The following is a 22,405-nucleotide window of genomic DNA, read 5'->3' on the forward strand; positions in this document are numbered from 1 at the left end:
AATAAATACAAATTTTGGTGTCTCGCTATTTGGCGAGTTGCAGTGTTTAGAGGTTCGATAAATGGTAGACGAAAAGCGCAATTACGACTCTTCTAGTATTAAAGTACTGAAAGGTCTGGATGCGGTAAGAAAGCGTCCAGGAATGTACATTGGTGACACAGACGACGGTTCTGGCTTGCACCATATGGTGTTCGAAGTAGTCGATAACTCTATAGATGAAGCTCTGGCGGGCCACTGCAGCAAAATTCAAATCATCATACACCCCGATGAATCAGTCAGCGTTTCCGATGATGGTCGTGGTATTCCCACAGAAATGCACGATGAAGGGGTGTCGGCCGCCGAAGTCATCATGACGGTTCTTCATGCGGGCGGTAAGTTCGACGACAACACTTACAAGGTGTCCGGTGGCCTTCACGGTGTTGGTGTGTCGGTTGTTAATGCCCTGTCAGAAGAGCTGCGACTGACCATTCGCCGGGGCGGAAAGGTACATGAACAAATCTACAAGCACGGTGTGCCTCAGGCCCCTCTCGCGGTAATTGGTGACACTGAGCGCAGCGGCACCGAAATTCGTTTCAAACCAAGCGCAGAAACCTTCAGCAACATCGAATTCCATTTTGACTATCTTGCAAAACGCATCCGTGAACTCGCGTTCCTGAACTCCGGCGTCAATATAGAAATTATTGATGAGCGCAGTGGAGAGAAGGAAGTTTTCTGCTACGAGGGCGGCTTGCGGGCATTTGTGGAATACCTCAACAACAACAAAACCACCGTCAATAAGGTATTTCATTTCGACACCGAAGCCGACGGCATAGGCGTAGAGGTTGCGCTGCAATGGAATGATGGCTTCCAGGAAAATATTTTCTGCTACACCAATAATATCCCTCAGCGGGATGGCGGTACCCATTTGGCGGGCTTTCGCGCCGGTTTGACCCGTAACCTGAACAACTATATTGAAGCCGAAGGTCTGGCCAAAAAGGCCAAAATATCGACCACCGGCGACGATGCTCGTGAAGGTTTAACCGCGGTGATCTCGGTAAAAGTTCCCGATCCAAAGTTCTCCTCCCAAACCAAAGACAAGCTGGTTTCGAGTGAAGTAAAAACCGTTGTGGAACAGGCTATGACGGCCAACTTTGGCGATTTCCTGCTGGAAAGCCCCACCGAGGCTAAGCAGATCGTCCAGAAAATGCTGGATGCCGCCCGCGCTCGGGAAGCTGCGCGGAAAGCTCGGGAAATGACTCGCCGTAAAGGCGCTCTGGATATCGCCGGGCTGCCAGGCAAATTAGCCGACTGTCAGGAAAAAGACCCTGCCCTGTCTGAATTGTATCTAGTGGAGGGTGACTCGGCGGGCGGCTCCGCTAAACAGGGTCGCGACCGTCGCTGTCAGGCCATTTTGCCTTTGAAAGGTAAAATTCTTAACGTTGAAAAAGCCCGCTTCGACAAGATGCTGTCCTCAGTTGAGGTCGGGACAATTGTGACTGCTTTGGGCTGTGGTATTGGCAAGGACGAATTTAACCTCGATAAACTTCGCTACCACCAAATTATCATCATGACCGATGCGGACGTCGATGGTTCGCATATCCGCACTCTGCTACTGACCTTCTTCTTCCGCCAAATGCCGGAGCTTATCGAAAATGGCTATATTTATATCGCGCAGCCACCGCTGTATAAAATAGGTCGGGGAAAGCAACACCAGTATCTCAAGGACGAGCAGTCTCTCTCTGATTACCTTACTCAGAGCGCGCTGGAAGGTGCTGCGCTATATGTAAACCCCGATGCTGCGCCAATATCCGGCCCGGGTCTTGAGGGAATCGTTAAGCAGTACCGTCGCGTGGAAGAGATTACCGACAAGTTGTCCAGAATCTACCCTGCCCGTCTCCTGCGAGAAGTTGTCCACCTGCCAACGATCACCGAAGAGCAAATTGGTCAGCGTGAAGCGATGGATAAATGGGCCACGGCCTTGGCGGAAGTCACCGTTGAAATGGAAGCCAAGGATCCCCAGCATCGCTACGACGTGCAGGTAATTGAAGACCCCGAACTACATATTTTTGTACCGCAGGTCGAAATCACCTCTCATGGAGTGAGCACGCACTATCGTTTTGGCCGCGACTTCTTCAAGTCTGCGGATTACCAAACCATTGCGACTCTGGGCGAATCCCTTGAGGGGCTTCTGGAAGAAGGCGCTTACATCAAGCGCGGCGAACGAACCCAGGAAGTGAGTGACTTTGATCAGGTGATTACATGGCTGATGGCCCAAGCTGAGCGTGGCTACAGCGTACAGCGCTATAAAGGGCTGGGAGAAATGAACCCGGAACAGCTGTGGGAAACAACGATGGATCCCGATGCGCGGCGTATGTTACGAGTGACTATCGAAGACGCCATTGCGGCGGATCAGATCTTCACAACTCTGATGGGCGATCAGGTCGAGCCTCGTCGCGAGTTTATCGAAAACAATGCGATGAAGGTGGCTAATCTCGACGTGTGATAACTCGGCGCTGGCCGGTCTGAAAGACAGACCAGTCAGCGTTACTCACTTCTCGATAAACGCCCCGGCGAAATCCATTACACAGAGATTGCCATATTGGGGGTGGCTGGCGACAGCGACCCCCACCAGTTTAAAGTCCGGATTGAGAATGGTTTTTCTGTGGCTGCGACTGGGAACCCCATCGTCCACCAGCAGCCCGACGACATTGTCTACCGCAGCGGAACGTCCATAGGCGACATTTTCCGCGATACGATAGCGCCACCTGCCATATTTGTTCAAACGCTCTGGAAGTGCCTTGCCGTCACCGCTGATATGGCCGGTATCGCCACTGCGGGATTGATCCTGCGCGTGATCCCTTGCGGCACGGGATATTCCCCGAGAAACCTGCAGCAGCGGGACTGGAGATGCAGAGCTAAGTTCGGCTATTGCTTCTTTAAGTGCGGCAACCCCTTCGTTGGTCATGGTTCCGCCAAACTGGCTGGGTGTCCACGGCGGGCGATAGATATTGCCGGAGTAGTAGTTCAAGCGCGGTGCGATAAATTCCTTCGCATAGCGTGCGGGGTCGCTGCGTACCATGTTCAGGTGCAGCACCAGTTCCCGTTCCCGCGGGTTCAGGTAATCCGCCTTGCTGGCGGTCGCCAGAGTGGCGGTGTCCCAACCCTTCACCGGCCAATGTCCCTCTCCGGAGGTTGCGTCGTTCAGGGCGACCGAGTGCCGTTGATCTGTGGCAGCGCTACAGGCGACCAGCAAAACAACAAGCGCGATCAGGGTGGTATTTTTGATTATCGTTGGCATGCTCTGCTCCCCTTCCCTATTCGCACGCGGGGCTATGGCAGCGCCGTCTGCTTCTGTCAGGAATAGCTTAGCCTATTTGCTGGCACTGGTGTTCTATCCATTGAGCGACGTCGTTGTTCAGTTCTTTCACATCCCGGCCCCGTGAATCGAAGGGTGGGCTGATCGAAAGCGTAACGGTGCCGGGGCGTATAAGCAGGCTTTTAGCTGGCCAACACTTGCCGGCATTGTGCGCAAGCGCGACGATCGGGACTTCGGCCTTGATCGCCATACCGGCCCCGCTGCGGGCATATTTGCCGACTTCGCCGTGCTTGACCCGGGTGCCCTCGGGGAAAATCAACACACTATAACCTCGGCTCAGACGGTCGCAGCCCTGCTCCATTGTCTGGCGCAGTGCGGCTCTGGGATTGCTTCTGTCGATACCAATGGCGTTCATCAGCCGCAAAGCCCAGCCAAAAAACGGAATAGATAGCAGTTCCTTTTTCAGCACAGTGGTTACCGGAAACAAATACCATTGCAGATAGAAGGTTTCCCATTGACTCTGGTGCTTGGACAGCGCCACATAGGGTCCCTGTTCAGGTAGCGAGCCTATTACCTTGGTGCGAACTCCGCAGACGACGCGTAGCAGCCAAACGATAAGTTGGTTGCCCATCACGAAATAGCGTCCGCGCACTCGAAACGGCAAGTACCACAAAAACAACATACCGGTGAGGCTAAAGAATACGGTGATACCAGCATAGCCGGCGAAGAAAATTCCGGAGCGCAGCGCCAACCAACTCTTGTATAAAGGTGAAAGTGTGTCGTCCATCTTCGGCTAGCTTCCAGTGACTTCTCTTATTTTTTTGCCGGCACAAGCATAGAAACATCGGCGACTTCCAGAAACAGCTGCTGCAGGGCCAGCAACAGCTTCAGTCGATTGTTTTTCAGCGCGACGTCATCGGCATTCACCATAACCCCGTCGAAAAAGGCATCCACAGGCTCTCGCAATACGGCCAGGGATTTCAGCCCTTGCTCGTATTCGCCAACGGCGTAGAGGGCGTTTACATCCTCTGACAGTGTCGCCAATGTTTCGGCGAGCTTCTTCTCTGCGGCTTCCTGTAACAGCGCTGTGTCCACTGTTCCGGTGACGGCGGTCTCCGATTTGCTCAATATATTGGACACCCGCTTATTGGCGGCAGCCAGCGCGGCAGCTTCGTCAAGTTCGGTAAAGGCCTGTACTGCGCGTACCCGTTTGTCAAAATCCAGTGGTCGCGGCAGATTTTTAGCGCTTACGGCAAGAAAGACCTCGGTAGCAATGCCGCGGTCTTCATACCAGGCGCGCAGGCGTTCAAACATATAGCCCTGGATGGTATCGAGCAGCTCTTCGCTGAAGGTCACCGCGTGATGTTGCTGCAGTGCAACGGTGAGCAGCGAGCGCAGGTTGAGATCCAGGTTCTTTTCTATTATCAGCCGCATAACCGCCAGAGAGGCGCGCCGAAGGGCGAAGGGATCCTTGGAGCCCGTGGGGGCCTGACCAATACCGAAAATACCGCTAATAGTGTCCAGACGATCGGCGAGAGCGAGAACCACACCGACTTCGTTGGTGGGCAACTGGTCTCCGGCAAAGCGCGGCATATACTGCTCGTTCATTGCCAGTGCGATACTTTCAGATTCACCGTCGTTAAGTGCGTAGTAGTAGCCGGCGATACCCTGCATGTCGTCGAATTCCAGTACCATTTCCGAGACCAGATCGCTTTTGCACAATTGCGCGGCGCGGCGTGCCTCGTCGGCATTGCAGTTAATGGCCTTGGCGATAACGTCGGCTAGCTGGGCGATACGCTCGGTTTTATCAAACACCGTGCCGAGCTTTTCCTGAAACACAATTTTAGTCAGGCGATCGCGGCGGGCTGACAGACTGGTTTTGCAGTCAGTTTCAAAAAAGAAGGCCGCATCGCTGAGGCGAGGACGAATAACCCTTTCGTTACCGTCGATAATTTTTTGCGGCGCGCTGCTTTCAATATTTGCCACCGTGATAAAATGCGGCATAAGCTCTTTGTTAGAATTAACCACATGAAAGTACTTTTGATGTTCTTTCATGGAAGAAATCAAAGCTTCTGATGGCACTTTTAAAAAGCGATTCTCAAAATTTCCAGACAAGGCCACCGGCCATTCTACCAGTGCTGTGACTTCGTCCAGCAGGTCGGCACCGATAACCGCTACTCCACCGAGTTTTTCACCCTCTGCAGAAACCTGCTCGCTGATGATTGATCTGCGGGTGTCAAAGCAGGCGATAACTTTTCCGCGTTCACGCAGAAGTGATTCATAGTTGGATGCCTGTTCGATAACCAGCTCCTCGCTGCAATGAAAGCGATGACCGCGAGTGGTATTGCCGATAGTCAGCCCTTTAACGGACCCCGCAACCGTATTGCTACCGAAAACCGCTGTGATCCAGTGCAGCGGGCGAACAAATTGCTCGAGTGACGCGCCCCAGCGCATACGCTTGGGAATAGGCAAGGCATTTAAACTGTCGTCGATAATGCCGGGAATGTGATCGACGATCGGGCTGCCGGAAATCGTTTGCGAATAATAAAGCTTGTCTTGCTTGCCGTCGTTTTTAACGCATTCCTTTAGGCGATCAATATCGATACGATTTTTGGCCGCAAATGCCTGACCCGCTTTACTCGGGTTGCCGTCAGCGTCAAAGGCGACTTTGAGCGGTGGCCCCCACTGTTCCAAATTTTCATCGGGAGTGGTTTCATCGACGGCGTTTATCAGTACTGCCAGTCGCCGCGGTGCAGCGAAGGAAGATACTTTGCCAACGCTGACATTGCGCTGCGCCAAACCGGCGGCTATCGCCTTGGTAAAAGACTGGGATAATCCCAACAATGCCTTTGGGGGCAGTTCTTCGGTGCCAACTTCAATCAGCAGATCATGCTTGCTCATCAGGCAGTCCCTTTTTCTGCGCGGAATTGTTCCCGCCAAATCAATTTGCGTTCTTCGCTTGCCAGTGGGTAATCGAGGGCGCTGCGGGCTTCGTCATAGGCGCTGGCTACCGCGCGGGCCAAGCCCCTTACCCGGAGGATAAAACGCTGTCTTTCGGTCACCGAGATAGCGTGCCGGGCGTCGAGCAGGTTGAAGGCATGGGAGGCCTTCATCACCATTTCATAGGCGGGCAGGGGCAAGCCTTTGGCAACGAGGCGCTGGCTTTCCGCTTCGCAGTGATCGAACAGACTAAAGAGCTGCTCAACGTCGGCCTCTTCAAAGTTAAAGCGCGACATTTCCACTTCGTTTTGATGGAACACGTCGCCGTAGGTGACTTTGCCCTCAGGGCCTTCGGTCCAGACCAGGTCGTAAATGCTGTCTACGCCTTGCAGGTACATGGCGATGCGCTCAAGTCCGTAGGTGATCTCACCGGTGACCGGGAAACACTCAATGCCACCCACCTGCTGGAAGTAAGTGAACTGGGTAACTTCCATACCGTTGAGCCACACTTCCCAGCCGAGGCCCCAGGCACCCAGAGTGGGGGACTCCCAGTTGTCTTCAACAAAGCGAACGTCGTGCTCGGTGGGGTCGATGCCCAGCATCCGCAGGGAGTCGAGGTAGAGCTCCTGGATGTTGTGGGGTGAGGGCTTCATGACTACCTGAAATTGATAGTAGTGCTGCAGCCGGTTGGGGTTCTCGCCGTAGCGGCCATCGGTGGGTCGACGGCAGGGCTGTACATAGGCGGCGTTCCAGCTCTCGGGGCCGACCGCGCGAAGAAAGGTGGCGGGATGGAAGGTGCCGGCGCCGACTTCCATATCCAGCGGTTGCAAGATTACACAGCCCTTGCTGGCCCAGTATTCTTGCAGACTCAGGATAAGCCCCTGAAAGCTGCTCACATCTGCCTGTTTCACAACGTTCCCCATAACACGCTTGTCATTTACCCGGAAAGAACGGGATTATACAGAGTTGCCGCCCGTGGGGCGATGCAGAGCGCCCCTGTGCTGGTGATCGAGGGTGAATAAGTCGGTTTTTTGGGTATTCTGGCGAGGGTTGGTGAAGAACATGGAGTTTGTGTTCGATCACTTGGTATGATCGAAGTCAAAATTAGAGGAGCGTAATCCTATGGGAAAATTGATTGGCGGCCTGCTCGGATTGTTTTCGGGTGGTTTCTTCTATGCTCTGATCGGTATAGCGGTGGGCCATCTGTTTGACCGCAGCCTGAAACAGGCAATGGGGTTTAATTCTGCTGAAAAGCGCGAGCTGATGCAGCAGTCCTTCTTCGAGACAACCTTCCGCGTGATGGGGCATATCGCCAAGGCGGATGGCCGTATCTGCAAATTTGAAATTGCCCAGGCCGACGCGATATTTGCCCAGCTGGGTTTAACGCCGGAGCGCCGCCGCTTTGCTATCGAGCGGTTTAAGGAGGGCGGCAGCGAAAGTTTTCAGCTTGAGAATGCCATAGAGCGCTTCCTGGCGACCTGCGGCGATCAGCCGCTGATGCGCCAAATGATCCTCGAAGCGCTTATTGCTATGGCGCTGGCGGATGATGACCTGGATTCCGCTGAACAGGATGTGTTGTCCACGGTTGCTCAGCTACTGGGAATGAGTGGTGCCCAGTTTGAACGCTTGTTGCAAATGGCCCAGGCGCAACGCCGCTTTGACGGGCGTACAAACAGCGGTTATCAGCAAGGCCACGGGCGCGACGAACAAAGCGCCCTTGACGCGGCCTACCAGGCGCTTGGGGTAAGTGAAGACGTCAACAATAAAGATTTGAAAAAGGCCTATCGGAAACTGATGAGTGAGCACCACCCGGATAAACTGATCGCCCAGGGTATGCCGGAGGATATGGTGCGTATCGCCACGGAAAAATCCCAGGAAATTTCGGCGGCCTATGAATTAATCGGCAAGCACCGCGGTTTGGCATAATCTCCCGCCTGCGTTCCTTAATCGTCATTTCCATGTCATGTTGCCAGCGTAAACTCCCCGGTCTGAATTTCAGGCGGGGTGTGTTATGCGGGCGAGACAATCCACAAAACTTCAATATATAGCGCTGTTTCTGCTGCTGTCGGCCTGCGGCGGTACCTCGTCGCCTCCGCCCACACAGGAAACGACGGCGTCAGCACAGCTTAGTATCGTTGGCGAGAATCAGGTCGCGCCCGGCGTGGAGCACCGCTTGTATGCGGTGACGAATACGGAGCCTGCTCCCCAAGGCCCCTGGCGCTGGCAGGTGGCGGCGGGTGAATCACTACTGACATCTTCGATCTCCGAGGGCGATACCTTCAGTTTTGTCGCTACCGATGTTGAGACCGTGCGCGAAATCGTCGTGGCGGTGCAAGTTGACGACGGCGATGGTGAGCTATTGGCGAACAAGACCATTCAGCTCTATCCTTCGGACGACGATACCCAGCGCCCACAGGTGTTTGCCGGGGATGATAGCGAGGCTGATGAAGGTACATTATTGACTTTGTCAGGTCGTGCGGAGGCCCGTGGTGGCCGCAGTGTTCGCCGAATGCAATGGCAGCAAAGCCGTGGTCCGACGGCGGACATTATTGGCGGCAGCGACCAGGACCTGTTGCGCCTGTCGCTACCCCAGGTGAACCAGCCGGAGACACTGGCCTTTCGCTTGCAGGCGACTGACAGCGGCGGCTTCACCGGTGAGGACGAAGTGCAGATTCACCTGCTGGATACCCTGCCCAATCGGCTTCCCAGTGCCAATGCCGGCGCCGATCGTGCCGCTTTCGGTCGGGAACATATTATCCTTAGCGGGCTGGCCAGCGATGACGATGGCGAAATCGTTGCGGTACAGTGGATTGCCCTTCCCCCCTTTGAGCATCTCGCCATCGCGGATGCCGACACCCTGGAGCCGAGCTTTATCGCTCCGAATGTCGCCAGCAGTGAGGTGCTGAGGATTCGGCTGCGGGTCACTGACAATGATGGCGGTGTGGCGGAAGATGAGATTGCCCTTACCGTGCATCCGGGGAGTAATTGGCCCCCGGAAATTGTTCATGTAAACGTCGAACCCGGGGTGGTGTACAGCGGCGAAACCGCCTTTGTGAGCGCACAGACACGTGACGCCGACGGCGATGCCCTGCAGTTGCACTGGCAGGTCACCAGCGACGATGGCGCGCCGGAAATTTCAGTACAACCTGCAGACAAGTCCGAGGCCGGTTTCATCGTACCTCCCCTGGACAAGCCGTATACGATCGACGTTGTGCTAAGGGTCAGCGATGGCCGTGAGACAGTGCACCGCGCCCGCCAGGTGCAGATTTTGCCCCGCCAGCAGGCTGAGCCGGATTTTTTGTCCTGTGTGCAGTCGCCCTTGCAGCCGAACTGCCCACTCTATCCGGTTGCCGGACTGCTTGATCCCGCATCCTTCAGCGCCTGCGCAGATCCCCTGGACGAAGCCTGCATTTTTGCCGACCTGATGGGGCCGGCGTTGCGCCAATGCTTGACCGACAATGAACCGGATCACTGCCGCGACGGCCTTAAGCAATTGCATGACCCCAGCTACGTGCTGGAGCAGTTAGGCAGCGACGCTCCTGCCGACGCCTGCAACCCCGCTTACGACGAGCAGAGCTTCGAACACTACATCGGCGCCCTGCATGAACACACCGGCTATTCCGACGGGGTCCCCCTTACCCGCCCGGCGGATGCCTATCGGGAAATTGCGGCCAAAGGCTATGATTTTGCTGCGAGCTCCGATCATTCAGACACCTTGCAAATACCCCTGTCCGTGGGGCTGGGTCGCGCGGAATGCCCTCCCGAACAGTTCCTTTACTGCGTATTTCTCGTCGACGATGCGCGGCCCCAGGACGCATTGGTGAAATGGGCGGCCACTCTGGATCAAAGTGTGGCTGCCAGCTCTGCAAGCTTTACCGCTATTCGTGGCTTTGAGTGGACCTCAGACCGCTTCGGCCATATCAATGTTTATTTTTCGCGAAACTTTATCAATGCGAAAACCGGGCCGGGCTACGCGGTGAGTATGGCGAACTTTTGGCAATGGTTTTCCTATCCCGCGGCGTTCGGCGGCGGCAGCGACGGTTTGTTGAGCTTTAATCATCCGGGGCGAGAGGATGCTGTGGAAGGAGTGCTGGAGAACCTGGGTGGTGACCCCGCCTACACCTTTAACGATTTCCGCTTTGTTCCGGCCGCCGACTATCGCACGGTGGGCATCGAGGTCTTTGGCAAGGGAAGCGAGTACGACAGCGATGGCCCAGGGGGTAGCTGGCTATCCTATGCCCTCGACAAGGGCTGGCATCTGGCTCCGATCAGCTCAGAGGACCACCACGGTCTGGCATGGGGTGACCCGGACCTGCCGAAAACGGTGCTGATTTCCCGTTCTCGCAGCCTGGACGATTTGCGCGAAGCGATGTTGGCCCGCCGTGCCTATGCGGTGGCGCAGAACTACGTTGATGTGCGCGGGGTCTTCAATGTGGGAGGCATGCCCATGGGCTCGCGTTTGCGAGCGCCGGTAGGCAGCGTAGTGCCCGTCTCCATGGAAGTTACCCGCGACGGCAGGCCAATGCACAGTGCGCTGATTCAGTTGGTGGGCCCGGGGAATACCGTCGTGGCCGAATTCAGTGGGGGCTGGGCGCAGACGGAGATGATTGTGCCCAATGACAAAACCTATTTGTTTTTGCGGGTGCTGGATACGGCGGCGAATCGCCGTCCGGTCATGTTCAGTGCGCCAGTGTGGCTACTGCCCGGCTCGGCGCCGCTACCCACCTGCTTGCCACCGGAGGTCTGGCGCGGCGAAAGTGCGCTTTACCCGTCGTTGCCCTAGGGCCTGTTCACTTGCCAGGGCTAGCTATGCTGGGTTTGCTGCACATCGCAGTAGCGCTTGGCCCACTCGTAAAACTGGTCGGCATTCAGCGGTGGGCTATACAAATAGCCCTGCACCATATCGCAATTCTTTTCCCTCAGAATCCGGCGTTGCTGCAGGTTTTCAACGCCCTCTGCGATAACCTTCATACCAAAGGTCTGGGCCATATTAATAATGGCGTCAATCAGCGTAACGCTACCCTCGTCGGTATCGATGTCCTGCACAAAGCTGCGATCAACCTTAAGAATATCGAAGGGGTAACTTTTCAAATAGCTCAACGATGCGTAGCCGACACCGAAGTCGTCCAGGGAAATGCGCACCCCCATGTGCTTCAGTTTGTTGAAGCAGGCGCGAATATTTGGCGTGTCGTGGAGTAGCAGGCCTTCGGTAACCTCCAGTTCCAGTTGCTGTGGAGGTAGCCCTGACTGATTCAGTGCGCGTACCACGCTATCGACAATGGCGTCGTCTTCAAACTGCCTCGCCGAAATATTTACTGCCACATTTATTTTCGGTAGCCCAGCCTGCTGCCACTGTACAACCTGCTTACAGGCCTTGATTAATATCCATTCGCCTATGGGATTAATCAGACCACATTCCTCAGCGATATAGATAAACTCCGCTGGGCCTGGGTTGTTGAGATCCCGGTTGTGCCAGCGCAGTAATACTTCGGAGCCGATCAGCTTATGGCTGGTCAAGTCGATGACTGGTTGAAAAAACAGTTCAAACTGCTCTTTTTCCAGTGCGTGGTGTAAATGACTTTCCGTTTCAACACGGTGTTCAGCGGTGCTACTAATGCCCGCCTGATAGATGACGAAAGAGTTGCCGCCCTTGTTTTTCGCCTCGTACATCGCCGCTTCGGCGCGGCGCATCAGGGTTGGCGGGTCAGTGCCGTCCTCCGGGTAGCGACAGATACCGATGCTGCCGCTGATAGTCAGGTTGTGGTTGCCAATCACAAAGCGATCGCTGAGCCGAGTAAGCAGGCTCTCGGCGAGAATTTGCGCCTCGTCGATACAGCTGCCGGCGCCGAGCACCACAATAAATTCATCGGCTCCCAGGTGTGCCACCAGTTGGTCTTCGCGCAGGCAGCGTTGCAGTCTTTCGGCAGTTTCGGCGATAAGTCGATCTACCACCGCGGTGCCCAGGGAGTCGTTCAGGTAGCGCACCCTGTCGAGGTCGAGGTGAAGCAGCACAAAACCATCGTCGTCGTGTTGGTTGAGGGCGATGCTGTTTTCAAGGGTTTTCAACGCCAGTTCCCGATTGGGCAGCCCTGTTAGCAAGCTGTAATGCTCTCGGACGAACAACTGATCGGCAATGGCCTTGTGCTCGGAAATATTCTCGAAACTGAAGACGAAGAGGTCTTTGCCGTCCTTTCCCGCCGGCATACAGTGCAGCTCGGCGGCCAGATATTGATCCCTCCCCTTTACCTTTAGCTCACCCTGCCAGTCCTGCTTGTTGCTAATGGAGTAGACAATGCGCTCACTGCAATCCCGCGAGAGATAGCGTACAAGTTTGGAAATATCGCCGCTTGTACAGGAGTCGACCGGTCCAAGGCCGGTGATGTCGGCGAAGGTCTTGTTGTAGGCCAAAGGGGTATAGTCACTGTTTAGCAGAACACTGGCTACCGGACTACTGTCGAGCATAAGCTGATAATGGTTGTGCTGTTCGAGTGCGCTGAGGTTGGCGTTAAGCTTTTTGTTAAGTCGGTAACACAATAGCAGCAGACAACAGATTGCCGTTGCGGCAAAGCCCAATATCGCCGGAAGATGCGGCGGAAAGTCGCTGAAAGGGAAGTAAAGGCCGCTAATAATGGCTACTGCCGCAGACAAACCAACAATTACTACAAGATACAGATACGCCATTCCCTGCCAAACGCCTTGGTGACATTATTAGTGGTAAAGGACAGTTATTATTCCGCGGAATCGACCGCGATACCGGGGTTTCAATGGCTGTATCATCGCAGGCGCGGCGAACGATGAATAGTCCGCGCGCGACCTATATAGCCGGTTTGCCACGGTCCATCGGTGTTTTCGCCCTGGATGTCCTGCTGGTGGAACACAATGTCGAGATCGGGCATTGCCAGCGGCAATTCTCCGTCGTTCAGTAAAAAGTCCTTCGTGCTCGGGCCGTGAGTACTGTGTTTGATGCTGTTGAAGGTCTGGTAAAACAACAGCCCTTCGGGTTGTAGTACGCCGGCCAAAACCGGTAGCAGCGGGCGGTAAAGAAAATAGCTGACCACAATCACGTCGTAGCGCAGGTCGTCGCCCTGCCCCGTTTTTTCGACGTCTCGGCAGCGCCCGCGAATGGGCAGTTGGTGAAGGCTTGCGTAGTGATTGAGGTGGTCTATCGCCACCGGGGAGACATCCACCGCGTCTACGGCTAATCCCGATTCAGCGAGAAATACCGCGTTGCCCCCCAGTCCACAGGCCAGATCCAGAGCATTGCCGCTTGCGGGCAGTAGCGAGCGGTGTTCGGCCAGCAGTTTACAGGGCGGGCGCGGCAGCTCGGCATCTCGATAGCGCAGATCCCATTTGGTCTGTATATCGCTACTCACTCAGCGTCTCCAGAATGCCGGGAGCAGTATCACCAGCAGGGTGAAAATTTCCAGTCGTCCCAGCAGCATGGCGTAGCACAGAATCCATTTTCCGGTGTGACTCACGGTGCTGTAGTTGGCGGCAACCTCCCCCAGCCCCGGGCCCATATTGTTGATCGATGCCGCGGTAGCGGAAAACGCCGAGAGAAAGTCCAGGCCGCAGGCCATCATTGCCAGGGTAATGGCCAGGAAGGAAATCAGGTAGACACCGAAGAAGCTCCACACGGCACTGACCACCTTGGCCTCAACCCGGTGCGAGCCAATCTTCAGTGGAATAACCGCGCTGGGGTGGATCAGTTGCTTCAGCTCACGAATACCCTGCTTGGCGACCAGCATTACCCGCACAGCTTTCATGCCGCCACCGGTGGAGCCGGCGCAGCCGCCAATAAACGACAGCAGCAGCAGGCCAACAGGTAAAAAGCTCGGCCAGGCGGCGAAATCGTCGGCGCCAAAACCTGCGGTGGTGGCAATGGAAACTGTGTGGAACAGGCCGTTGATGATGCCGTCCAGCGGGGTTTGTTCGCCGCTGAAAATCAGGTAACCGCACACCGATAGTGTGGCGGTGGCGATGACGCCCAAATAGAACTTGGTTTCAGAGTCCTGCATATACAGGCGTACCCGGCCACTGCGCCAGACATGGTAGTGAATGGCAAAGCTCATTCCGGCGATCAGCATAAACACCGTGCAAATCAGCAGAATTAACGGGCTGTCGAAGTAGCCCATACTGGCGTCGTGGGTCGAAAAGCCGCCAATAGCAACGGTGGAAAAGCTGTGGCATATCGCGTCAAAAAAGCTCATGCCCGCCGCCCAATAGGCCAGGGTGCAGGCCAGCGTCATGGCGACGTACATGAAGAACAGTGCCTTCGCCGTGCCGGTAATACGTGGTGTCAGTTTGTTGTCCTTGACCGGCCCCGGGGTTTCCGCCCGATAGAGCTGCATGCCGCCGATGCCGAGTATGGGCAGTATTGCCACGGCGATAACAATGATACCGATCCCCCCCAGCCATTGCAGGAACTGACGGTAGAACAGAATGGAAATGGGCAGATCGTCGATGCCGGTAATGACCGTTGCGCCAGTGGTGGTCAGCCCGGATACCGACTCAAATACCGCGGCACTGACCGACAGGCCGGGGTTATCAGCGAGGTAAAACGGCAGTGCCCCAAACAAGCCCAGTACCGTCCAGAACAAGGCCACGACCAGGAAGCCATCACGGATGCCCAGGTCGGGTTGCTTGCCGCGGCTGAGCGCCCAAAGTGACAAGCCGCTGAGAAAGGTTAATCCGAAGGCATAGGAGAACGCACCCAGTGCGCCGTCCTGATAGATTGCCGCAAGCGCCGCGGGCAGCGCCATGGTCAGACTGAAGATCATCAGTAACATGCCAATAATGCGGCAAATGGTGGTCAGGTGCATGTTCCGTAAGCCTCAGAAGAAGGTGAAGCCGACGGAGAACAGCTTCTCCACAGATTTGATTTTGCTTTTGTCCACCAGGAAAAGAATCAGGTGATCCTCACTGGCGACGGTCAAGTGGCTGTGGGCAATCAGTACCTCGTCGCCCCTTACCAGCGCGCCGATGGTTACCCCGTCAGGCAGATCAATCTCGTCGAGGCGCTTGCCGACCACCTTGGAGGAGCGTTCGTCGCCGTGGGCGATAATTTCCAGTGCTTCGGCGGCGCCCCGACGCAGGGAGTGAACATTGTAGATATCGCCGCGACGCACATGGGTAAGCAGGCTGCCGATAGTAATTTGCTGGGGGGAAATGGCAATGTCGATTTCGCCGCCCTGCACCAGTTCAACATAGGCGGGATTGGTAATCAGGGTGATGACCTTTTTGGCGCCCATGCGCTTGGCCAATAGCGACGACATGATATTGGCTTCGTCGTCGTTGGTCAGGGCGAGGAAGACATCAATATCGTCGATATTCTCCTGGGCCAGCAGTTCATGGTCGGAGGCGCTGCCATGGAGCACAATGGCGTGGCGCAATTGTTCCGATAGCGTCCGACAGCGCTGGTAGTCCCGTTCAATAATCTTGACGTTGTAGCGGCTTTCAACCGCCTTGGCCAGGCGTTCACCGATATTACCGCCGCCGGCAATAATGATGCGTTTATAGCGGGTGTCCAGGCGGCGCAGCTCTCCCATCACCGGCATTACATTCTTGCGCGCGGCGATAAAGAACACCTCGTCGCCGGCCTCTACAACGGTGTTGCCGGTGGGCACAATGGCGTTGCCTCGGCGGAAAATGGCCGCTACTCGAGTATCGACGGTGGGCATGTGATCGCGGATGGTGGCCAGCTCATTGCCCACCAGCGGGCCGCCGTAATAGGCCTTCACGGCGACCAGCTGGACCTTGCCGTCGGCGAAGTCCAGTACCTGCAGTGAGCCGGGGTATTGAAGCAAGCGCTTGATATAGCGGCACACCAGCTCTTCGGGGCTGATAAACACATCGATGGGAATGGCCTCATTACCAAACAGCTTTTCCTGGCTGGTATAGGCGCTGGAGCGAATGCGGGAAATTTTGGTTGGGGTGCGAAACAGGCAATAGGCCACCTGGCAGGCCACCATGTTGACCTCGTCGCTGCTGGTCACGGCGATCAGCAGGTCGGCGTCTTCGGCGCCGGCCTGGGCCAGCACATCGGGATGGGAGGCGGCACCGCACACCGTACCAATGTCCAAACGATCCTGCAGCTCGCGCAGGCGGTCGACATCCCGATCGACCACCGTAATATCGTTGTGCTCACTGGCCAGATTTGCTGCCAGTGTGCCGCCAACCTGGCCTGCTCCGAGAATGATAATTTTCATAGTTGCCGTTTTTGGTTTATCTGGAACACTGCACCGCGCTCACTCTTAAGGTCTTGCAGGATGCCTGAAAGGGCTTGCCATGTTACGCCGCATCTTTTGATAGTACAGCATAGAAAAAGCCGTCTGCACCGTCCGTCTGCGGCAGTATTTGTCTGCCGAACTCGACGTTCAGTCCCCAGGGTGCCTTGATCTCAATGTGTCTGGCGTCGCTGTGCCGAGCTAAGAAGGCGCCTACCGAGGAGGTGTTCTCGGCGGGCAACACGGAGCAGGTGGCATAAACCAGTCGGCCGCCGGGGGCGAGGCATTGCCACAGGGCATCGAGCATTTTTCCCTGTAATGCCGCCAGTTCGGCAATATCCTCGGCGCGGCGATGCAGGCGAATGTCCGGGTTGCGACGCAGCACCCCGGTGGCTGAGCAGGGTGCATCGAGCAATATGCGGTCGAAATGCCGGCCGTCCCACCAGTCGGTGGTCGAGGCGTCAGCCACGGCGCAGCTGGCGCGCAGGCCGAGGCGTTCGAGATTGTCCTCCACCCTCTCCAGGCGTTGGCCATCTACGTCGAGGGCGACCACTTCATCCAGTGCCGGCTCCGCTTCCAGGATCGCACAGGTTTTGCCGCCGGGGGCGGCACAGGCGTCGAGTACCCGTTGGCCGGGGGCCAGATCGAGGAGGTCAGTACACAGCTGCGCGGCTTCGTCCTGAACCGACACCGAACCCTCGGCAAAACCGGGCAGTGAAGACACCGGCACGGCCTGGTCCAGACGCAGTCCCCGCGCACTGAATGCGCAGTGGCTGGCGCCAATACCCTCGGCCCTCAGGGCATCGAGGTAGGCGTCACGGTCACTGTGTTGCGCATTCACCCGCAGACAAAACGGCGGATGGCTGTTGTTCGCGGTGAATATTTGATCGGCGGCCTCGGGCCAGGCCCGGCTAATCGCCTGGTGCAGCCATTGGGGGTGACTGCTGGCCGCCGCCGGGGACAGACCCTCGAACAACTCGTCGCCCTCGCGCTGGCAGCGGCGCAGAATGGCGTTAATCATTCCCGCTGCCCATTTTTTGTTGAGTTTGCGCGCTCCTTCAACACAGCTGTTGATTGCTGCGTGGTGGGGAACTCGGGTGTGGAACAGCTGGTAGGCGCCGACGTAGACCAGCATTTTGATATCCAGGTCGCGCTTTTTCAGGGGGCGGCTAAAGCAGGGCTTGAGGGCCGCATCCAGACGCCAGTACTGCCGCAGGGTGCCGTAGCACAGTTCGCGATAAAGACTGCGCTGATTCTCAGGCAGCTTGGTTTCATTAATGGTGAGTTGGCGACTCAGTGACTGTCCGTCGCCGACAATGGCCGCCAGGCATTGGGCGGCGGCAATGCGTGGGCAGCTCATTGGCTACCCAGTACAGTGCCGGGGCTAAAGCGTGCAGCGTGGCCATTGAGTATTTCGGCGACACTGAGTTGCCGGGCGCCAGGTAGCTGCAGTGCCTGCAGTAACAGGGTGCCTTCACCACAGGCCACGGTAATCCCCTGTTTGTCAGTGTGGATAATCGTGCCGGGGGTGGCTGCGCCGGGGCTGTTGTCCTGGGGCAGGGCCTGCCACACCCGCAGGCGGTCCTCGCCGAGGGTGGTATAGCAAATCGGAAAGGGAATAAATGCGCGGATTTCCCGGTCGAGCTGCGTTGCGGGTTTGCGCCAATCCAGTATGGCTTCCTGCTTGTCGATCTTTGCCGCGTAATTACTCAGCGTGTCGTCCTGGGCCTCGGCAACGGCGGTGCCGTCGGCAAGGCTATTAAGGGTCTCCAGCAGTGCCGGTCCGCCCATGTCCGCCAGCCGGTCGTGGAGGCTGGCGGCGGTGTCGTTGGAGGTGATAGCACAGCTTACCTTGCGCAACATATCGCCGGTATCGAGCCCCGCTGCCATTTGCATGATGGTGACACCGCTTTCGCTGTCGCCGGCCTCGATGGCGCGCTGAATGGGCGCGGCACCGCGCCAGCGCGGCAGCAGCGAGGCGTGGACGTTTACACAGCCGAGTCGAGGAATGTCGAGCACACTTTGCGGCAGAATCAGGCCGTAGGCTACGACGACCATCAGGTCGGCACCCAGCGCTGCCAGCGCTCGGCGGTCTTCCTCAGCCTTGAAATTCAGCGGTTGGTAGACAGGTAGGCCCTGTTCCAGCGCGATGTTTTTCACGGGGCTGGGGCGTGGCTTTTTGCCCCGCCCGGCGGGCCGGTCGGGTTGGGTATAAACGGCGACGATGTCGTGCTGGCCGCTGTCGAGCAGAAACCGCAGGTGCTGGGCGGCGAATTCCGGCGTCCCGGCGAACACCAGTTTGAGTCGGGTTGTGGCCACTGACGCCTCCTATGCCTGACGCTTGTGGCGTTTTTCGAGCTTGCCGCGAATGCGATTGCGCTTGAGGGGCGAGATATAGTCGACGAACAGCTTGCCCAGAAGGTGGTCTTTTTCGTGTTGAATGCACACCGCCAGCAAGCCCTCCGGCTCCATCTCAAAGGCCTCGCCGTTGCGATCCAGCGCCTTGACGCGAATGTGACGGGGCCGTTCTACGGTTTCGTAAAAGCCCGGTACTGACAGGCAGCCTTCGTCATACTGAAAGTGTTCTTCATCCAACACGGTGATTTCCGGGTTGATGAACACCAGCGGCTCGCTGCGATCCTCGCTGATGTCGATCACCACAATTTGCTCGTGGATATCCACCTGGCTGGCGGCCAGGCCAATGCCAGGCGCCTCGTACATGGTGTCGAACATGTCGTCGATAATATTGCGTATGCGATCGTCAACCTCTGCTACCGGTTTAGCAACGGTGCGCAGGCGCGGGTCGGGAAATTCAAGAATCTCAAGCACTGCCATAAGTGAATGTGACCAAGTTGTCGTGTATGTTGCCTAACTATTGCTAATATAAAGAGTATTCGCAAAAGCAGGGCGATGAATACCGGAGTGGAAACCGCTTCTGAAAAAGAAAAGCCGTCTCTGTTCCATTGATAGCAGCTATTATACCGCGAGCGCCACGGAAATGCCTGATTCCCGCGCAGGCCATGGCATACCAACCAGGGCATCGTGACCAGAGGCGGCGTTAAGGAAAGTGTTATGAGAAAAACCGTATTGGGTCTGGTGATGTGCCTGATGATGGGTCTTGTCCATGCGGGCGATGTGTTGTCCCTTAAAGCCGGACATCCGCAGACCTACGTCGTTAAAAAGGGCGACACCCTCTGGGCGATCTCTGCCATGTTTCTGGACGACCCCTGGTTGTGGCCCGAGCTGTGGCATTACAATCCCCAGGTGGCCAACCCCCATCTAATCTACCCCGGTGATTTGCTGAAGCTGATGTGGGTGGACGGACGCCCGGTGCTGGTGCGCAATCCGGCACCGAGTGATGGCATTGTTAAGCTGACGCCACAGATGCGAATTTCCGATATCAGCGATGCCATTCCCGCGATCCCGCTGGATGTTATCGCCCCCTTCCTGACCCGCAGCCGCATCGTTACCGACGAGGAACTGGAGAGCGCGCCCTATGTGCTGGCGGGCAAGCGCGGCAACATTGTGGCGGGTGCCGGCGACGAAATCCTCGGCCGGGGTGATTTTTCCGGCGATGAAAACTACGGCATCTACCGTCGCGGCAAGGTCTATGTCGACCCTGATACTCGCGAAAAGCTTGGTGTTGAGGCCATTGATATCGGCACTGCCCACCTGCTGAGTAAAGAGGGCGATGTGGCGACGTTGGCGCTGAACCGCAGCACTCAGGAAATTCGTCGCGCCGACCGCTTTTTACCCCTTGAACGACGGCAGCTGACCGCCCGCTTTGAACCCGCTGCACCGGCAACGGATGTCGACGGCCATATTATTGCGGTGGAAGGCGGCCTGACCCAGATCGGCAGCATGGATGTGGTTACCCTGGATCTAGGCACCCGCAACGAGGTGATGCCCGGCGACGTGATGGCGATTTACACCCGTGGAGTGATGGTGCGCGACCCCGTGACAGGCGAGCGCCTTCGCGCTCCCGACGTGCGCGCGGGCATTTTGATGGTGTTCCGCACCTTTGAGAAGGTCAGCTATGCCCTGGTCCTGAAGGCTGAGGAAGCGCTGACCGTTGGCGACAAGGTGCGCAACCCTTGATTCGACACTGAATACCGCGCCACCGACTCGAGTGGCGCAATTGTCATGCAAGGATGCAGACGATGGAATCCCATGCCCTGCTCTGGCTGCAGCTGCGCGAACAGTTGCAGTTGCCCTCCGGAGTGCTGCGTCAATTAATGGCGCTGGCGCCCGACCCCCGCTTACTGGTTAATCGACTAACCGACGACACACAGGCACCGCTGCGTGCGGTGATTCGTCGTGTGCCCGCTGTATTGCGGCAGGCGGACGCGCGGAACCTGCTGCAACAGCGCCTGGACGCGGCCGCTTGCGAGATCATCTGCCTGGCCGATGCGGACTATCCGGGGCTGCTGGCGGAAATTCACGATCCTCCGCCACTACTGTTTTTACGCGGCCGCCGCGAGCTCCTGTCGGTGCCCATGCTGGCGATTGTCGGCAGTCGTCGTTCCAGTCACAGAGGGCTTGATGACGCCCGCCAATTCGCCGCCGCACTGGCCAGTCTTGGTTTTGGCGTCGTCAGTGGTATGGCGCGGGGGATCGATGCCAGCGCCCACCGCGGAGCGCTGGATGTCGCCGGCACGACACTGGCCGTACTGGGCTGCGGGGTCGACGTATGCTATCCGCGCAGCAGTCAAAAGCTGTACCAGGAGATCGCCGAGCAGGGTCTGATTCTGAGTGAGTACAACCTCGGCACGCCGCCACTGCGGCACCAGTTTCCCCAACGCAATCGCATTATCAGCGGGCTGAGCCTGGGCGTGCTGGTGGTCGAGGCAGCGGTGCAGAGTGGCTCGCTGATTACTGCGCGCCAGGCGCTGGAGCAGAATCGCGATGTCTTTGCCTTGCCGGGCTCAATTCACAGTCCCTCCAGTCGAGGGTGTAACGCCTTGATAAAACAAGGTGCCAAACTGGTTGAAACCACCGCCGATATCGTCGAGGAACTCAGCGGCTGGTCGGCGGGTAGCCCTGTTCTGGCAGAGGAAACCCCGCCGGATGTGTTGGCCCCCGACTCCGCCCTGCTGCCGCTGCTCGACTTTGCCCCGCAGGCGCTGGACGTCCTGGCAGCCCGTTCGGCACTGCCGATACCTGTACTATTGGCGGAGCTGGGCGAACTCGAGCTGGGCGGCTGGGTCGAACAACAGCCTGCGGGCTGGCTGCGCCGTCGCGAATGAGTGGCACTAATCGCCCCCATTGATTTGCAATGCCCGACGGCATTGGGTACTTTTGCCGCGTCTGGTGACTAACGCGGAACGGCCACCGCCGCCTACGCTGCGATGGTCACGCATTGAACAGGTAAACCATGCCATGAATGTATCCCGCTATCGTCTTCTGCGCGCGGTTGATTTACTGCGGGCCGGAGGTGTTGTCTGCCACCCTACTGAAGCGGTCTGGGGCCTGGCGTGTCTGCCACATAACCCAGCCGCGGTGGCGCGAATCTGTGACATGAAGCAGCGCGATCCCGCAAAGGGCCTGCTGTTGGTGGCGGATTCCATCGACCGGGTGCGGCCCCTGCTGGAGTCGCTGACGACTGCCCAGCGGGACCGGGTGCTGAACAGTTGGCCTGGGCCGGTAACCTGGGTTCTTCCCGACACAGAATTTGCACCACCTTGGGTGCGGGGTCACTTTGATAGCGTGGCAGTTAGAGTAAGTGAGCACCCGCTTACAAAAGCGCTGTGTGCGGCGGCAGATAGCTGCCTGGTATCGACATCGGCAAACCCGGCGGGAATGAATCCTGCACGTGACCAACAGCAGGCCCAGCGTTATTTCGCCGCAGCAGTACATTACTATATGCCCGGTCGCTGTGGCGGTCGCGACAAACCCAGCGCCATCTACGATGCGCTGACCGGCGCGGTGCTTCGAGAGGGATAGT

Annotated in this window: 17 protein-coding genes; 6 read left to right on the forward strand and 11 right to left on the reverse strand. The window is 57.1% G+C overall.

The window, feature by feature from the left end:
* The first annotated feature begins 61 nt into the window (after nucleotides 1-61).
* On the forward strand, nucleotides 62-2,482 hold the full coding sequence (gene gyrB, locus HCU74_RS12885; RefSeq protein WP_168450820.1) for a DNA topoisomerase (ATP-hydrolyzing) subunit B: 2,421 nt from the start codon (nucleotides 62-64) through the stop codon (nucleotides 2,480-2,482).
* Nucleotides 2,483-2,527: 45 nt separating this feature from the next.
* Here gyrB and HCU74_RS12890 read toward each other — a convergent pair whose 3' ends face one another.
* The 4 genes from HCU74_RS12890 to glyQ form a co-directional block, all read right to left on the reverse strand.
* Nucleotides 2,528-3,277: a CAP domain-containing protein gene (locus HCU74_RS12890; RefSeq protein WP_168450821.1), complete on the reverse strand. Its 750-nt coding sequence runs from the start codon at nucleotides 3,275-3,277 to the stop codon at nucleotides 2,528-2,530.
* 67 nt (nucleotides 3,278-3,344) lie between these two features.
* Nucleotides 3,345-4,082 carry a lysophospholipid acyltransferase family protein gene (locus HCU74_RS12895; RefSeq protein ID WP_168450822.1) on the reverse strand — a complete coding sequence of 246 codons (738 nt, stop codon included), beginning with the start codon at nucleotides 4,080-4,082 and terminating at the stop codon, nucleotides 3,345-3,347.
* 26 nt (nucleotides 4,083-4,108) lie between these two features.
* On the reverse strand, nucleotides 4,109-6,196 hold the full coding sequence (gene glyS / locus HCU74_RS12900; protein WP_168450823.1) for a glycine--tRNA ligase subunit beta: 2,088 nt from the start codon (nucleotides 6,194-6,196) through the stop codon (nucleotides 4,109-4,111).
* Nucleotides 6,196-7,146, reverse strand: coding sequence for a glycine--tRNA ligase subunit alpha (glyQ, locus tag HCU74_RS12905; RefSeq protein ID WP_428480344.1), 951 nt, complete (start codon nucleotides 7,144-7,146; stop codon nucleotides 6,196-6,198). The genes glyS and glyQ overlap by 1 nt, the downstream gene beginning before the upstream one ends.
* Nucleotides 7,147-7,357: 211 nt before the next feature.
* On the opposite strand from glyQ, the gene djlA reads away from it, so the two are divergent.
* Together djlA and HCU74_RS12915 are read left to right on the forward strand one after the other, a co-directional pair.
* Nucleotides 7,358-8,161 carry a co-chaperone DjlA gene (gene djlA, locus HCU74_RS12910; protein WP_168450825.1) on the forward strand — a complete coding sequence of 268 codons (804 nt, stop codon included), beginning with the start codon at nucleotides 7,358-7,360 and terminating at the stop codon, nucleotides 8,159-8,161.
* An 85-nt stretch (nucleotides 8,162-8,246) separates the two neighbouring features.
* Nucleotides 8,247-11,018, forward strand: a complete 2,772-nt coding sequence (locus HCU74_RS12915) for a PKD domain-containing protein (protein WP_168450826.1) — start codon at nucleotides 8,247-8,249, stop codon at nucleotides 11,016-11,018.
* 20 nt (nucleotides 11,019-11,038) lie between these two features.
* Here the strand turns inward: HCU74_RS12915 and HCU74_RS12920 are convergent, their stop codons facing one another.
* From HCU74_RS12920 to def, 7 genes are all read right to left on the reverse strand, one after another.
* A complete protein-coding gene (locus HCU74_RS12920; protein WP_168450827.1) occupies nucleotides 11,039-12,916 on the reverse strand; it encodes a sensor domain-containing protein in 1,878 nt (625 codons plus the stop codon).
* 92 nt (nucleotides 12,917-13,008) lie between these two features.
* The gene (locus tag HCU74_RS12925) at nucleotides 13,009-13,608 is read right to left on the reverse strand and encodes a methyltransferase domain-containing protein (RefSeq protein WP_168450828.1); all 600 of its coding nucleotides are present in this window, start codon (nucleotides 13,606-13,608) and stop codon (nucleotides 13,009-13,011) included.
* The gene (locus tag HCU74_RS12930) at nucleotides 13,609-15,057 is read right to left on the reverse strand and encodes a TrkH family potassium uptake protein (protein ID WP_168450829.1); all 1,449 of its coding nucleotides are present in this window, start codon (nucleotides 15,055-15,057) and stop codon (nucleotides 13,609-13,611) included.
* A gap of 12 nt (nucleotides 15,058-15,069) precedes the next feature.
* Entirely contained in the window at nucleotides 15,070-16,443 is a 1,374-nt protein-coding gene (gene trkA / locus HCU74_RS12935) for a Trk system potassium transporter TrkA (protein ID WP_168450830.1), read from the reverse strand.
* Between the two features lie 82 nt (nucleotides 16,444-16,525).
* Entirely contained in the window at nucleotides 16,526-17,821 is a 1,296-nt protein-coding gene (rsmB, locus tag HCU74_RS12940) for a 16S rRNA (cytosine(967)-C(5))-methyltransferase RsmB (RefSeq protein ID WP_168450831.1), read from the reverse strand.
* Complete coding sequence (fmt, locus tag HCU74_RS12945; protein ID WP_168450832.1) at nucleotides 17,818-18,780, reverse strand: methionyl-tRNA formyltransferase; 963 nt, start codon at nucleotides 18,778-18,780, stop codon at nucleotides 17,818-17,820. Before fmt ends, rsmB begins: the two co-directional genes overlap by 4 nt.
* A gap of 9 nt (nucleotides 18,781-18,789) precedes the next feature.
* Nucleotides 18,790-19,296: a peptide deformylase gene (gene def, locus HCU74_RS12950; protein ID WP_168450833.1), complete on the reverse strand. Its 507-nt coding sequence runs from the start codon at nucleotides 19,294-19,296 to the stop codon at nucleotides 18,790-18,792.
* A 237-nt stretch (nucleotides 19,297-19,533) separates the two neighbouring features.
* Between def and HCU74_RS12955 the strand changes: the two genes are divergently transcribed.
* The 3 genes from HCU74_RS12955 to tsaC all read left to right on the forward strand — a co-directional run bounded on the left by HCU74_RS12955 (nucleotide 19,534) and on the right by tsaC (nucleotide 22,404).
* Nucleotides 19,534-20,559: a LysM peptidoglycan-binding domain-containing protein gene (locus HCU74_RS12955; RefSeq protein ID WP_168450834.1), complete on the forward strand. Its 1,026-nt coding sequence runs from the start codon at nucleotides 19,534-19,536 to the stop codon at nucleotides 20,557-20,559.
* A gap of 62 nt (nucleotides 20,560-20,621) precedes the next feature.
* A complete protein-coding gene (gene dprA, locus HCU74_RS12960) occupies nucleotides 20,622-21,707 on the forward strand; it encodes a DNA-processing protein DprA (protein ID WP_168450835.1) in 1,086 nt (361 codons plus the stop codon).
* Nucleotides 21,708-21,840: 133 nt separating this feature from the next.
* Complete coding sequence (gene tsaC, locus HCU74_RS12965) at nucleotides 21,841-22,404, forward strand: L-threonylcarbamoyladenylate synthase type 1 TsaC (protein WP_168450836.1); 564 nt, start codon at nucleotides 21,841-21,843, stop codon at nucleotides 22,402-22,404.
* The last annotated feature ends 1 nt before the right edge of the window (nucleotide 22,405 follow it).

This window comes from Spongiibacter thalassae, from assembly GCF_012272835.1.
GTDB classification, from domain to species: Bacteria; Pseudomonadota; Gammaproteobacteria; order Pseudomonadales; family Spongiibacteraceae; genus Spongiibacter; species Spongiibacter thalassae.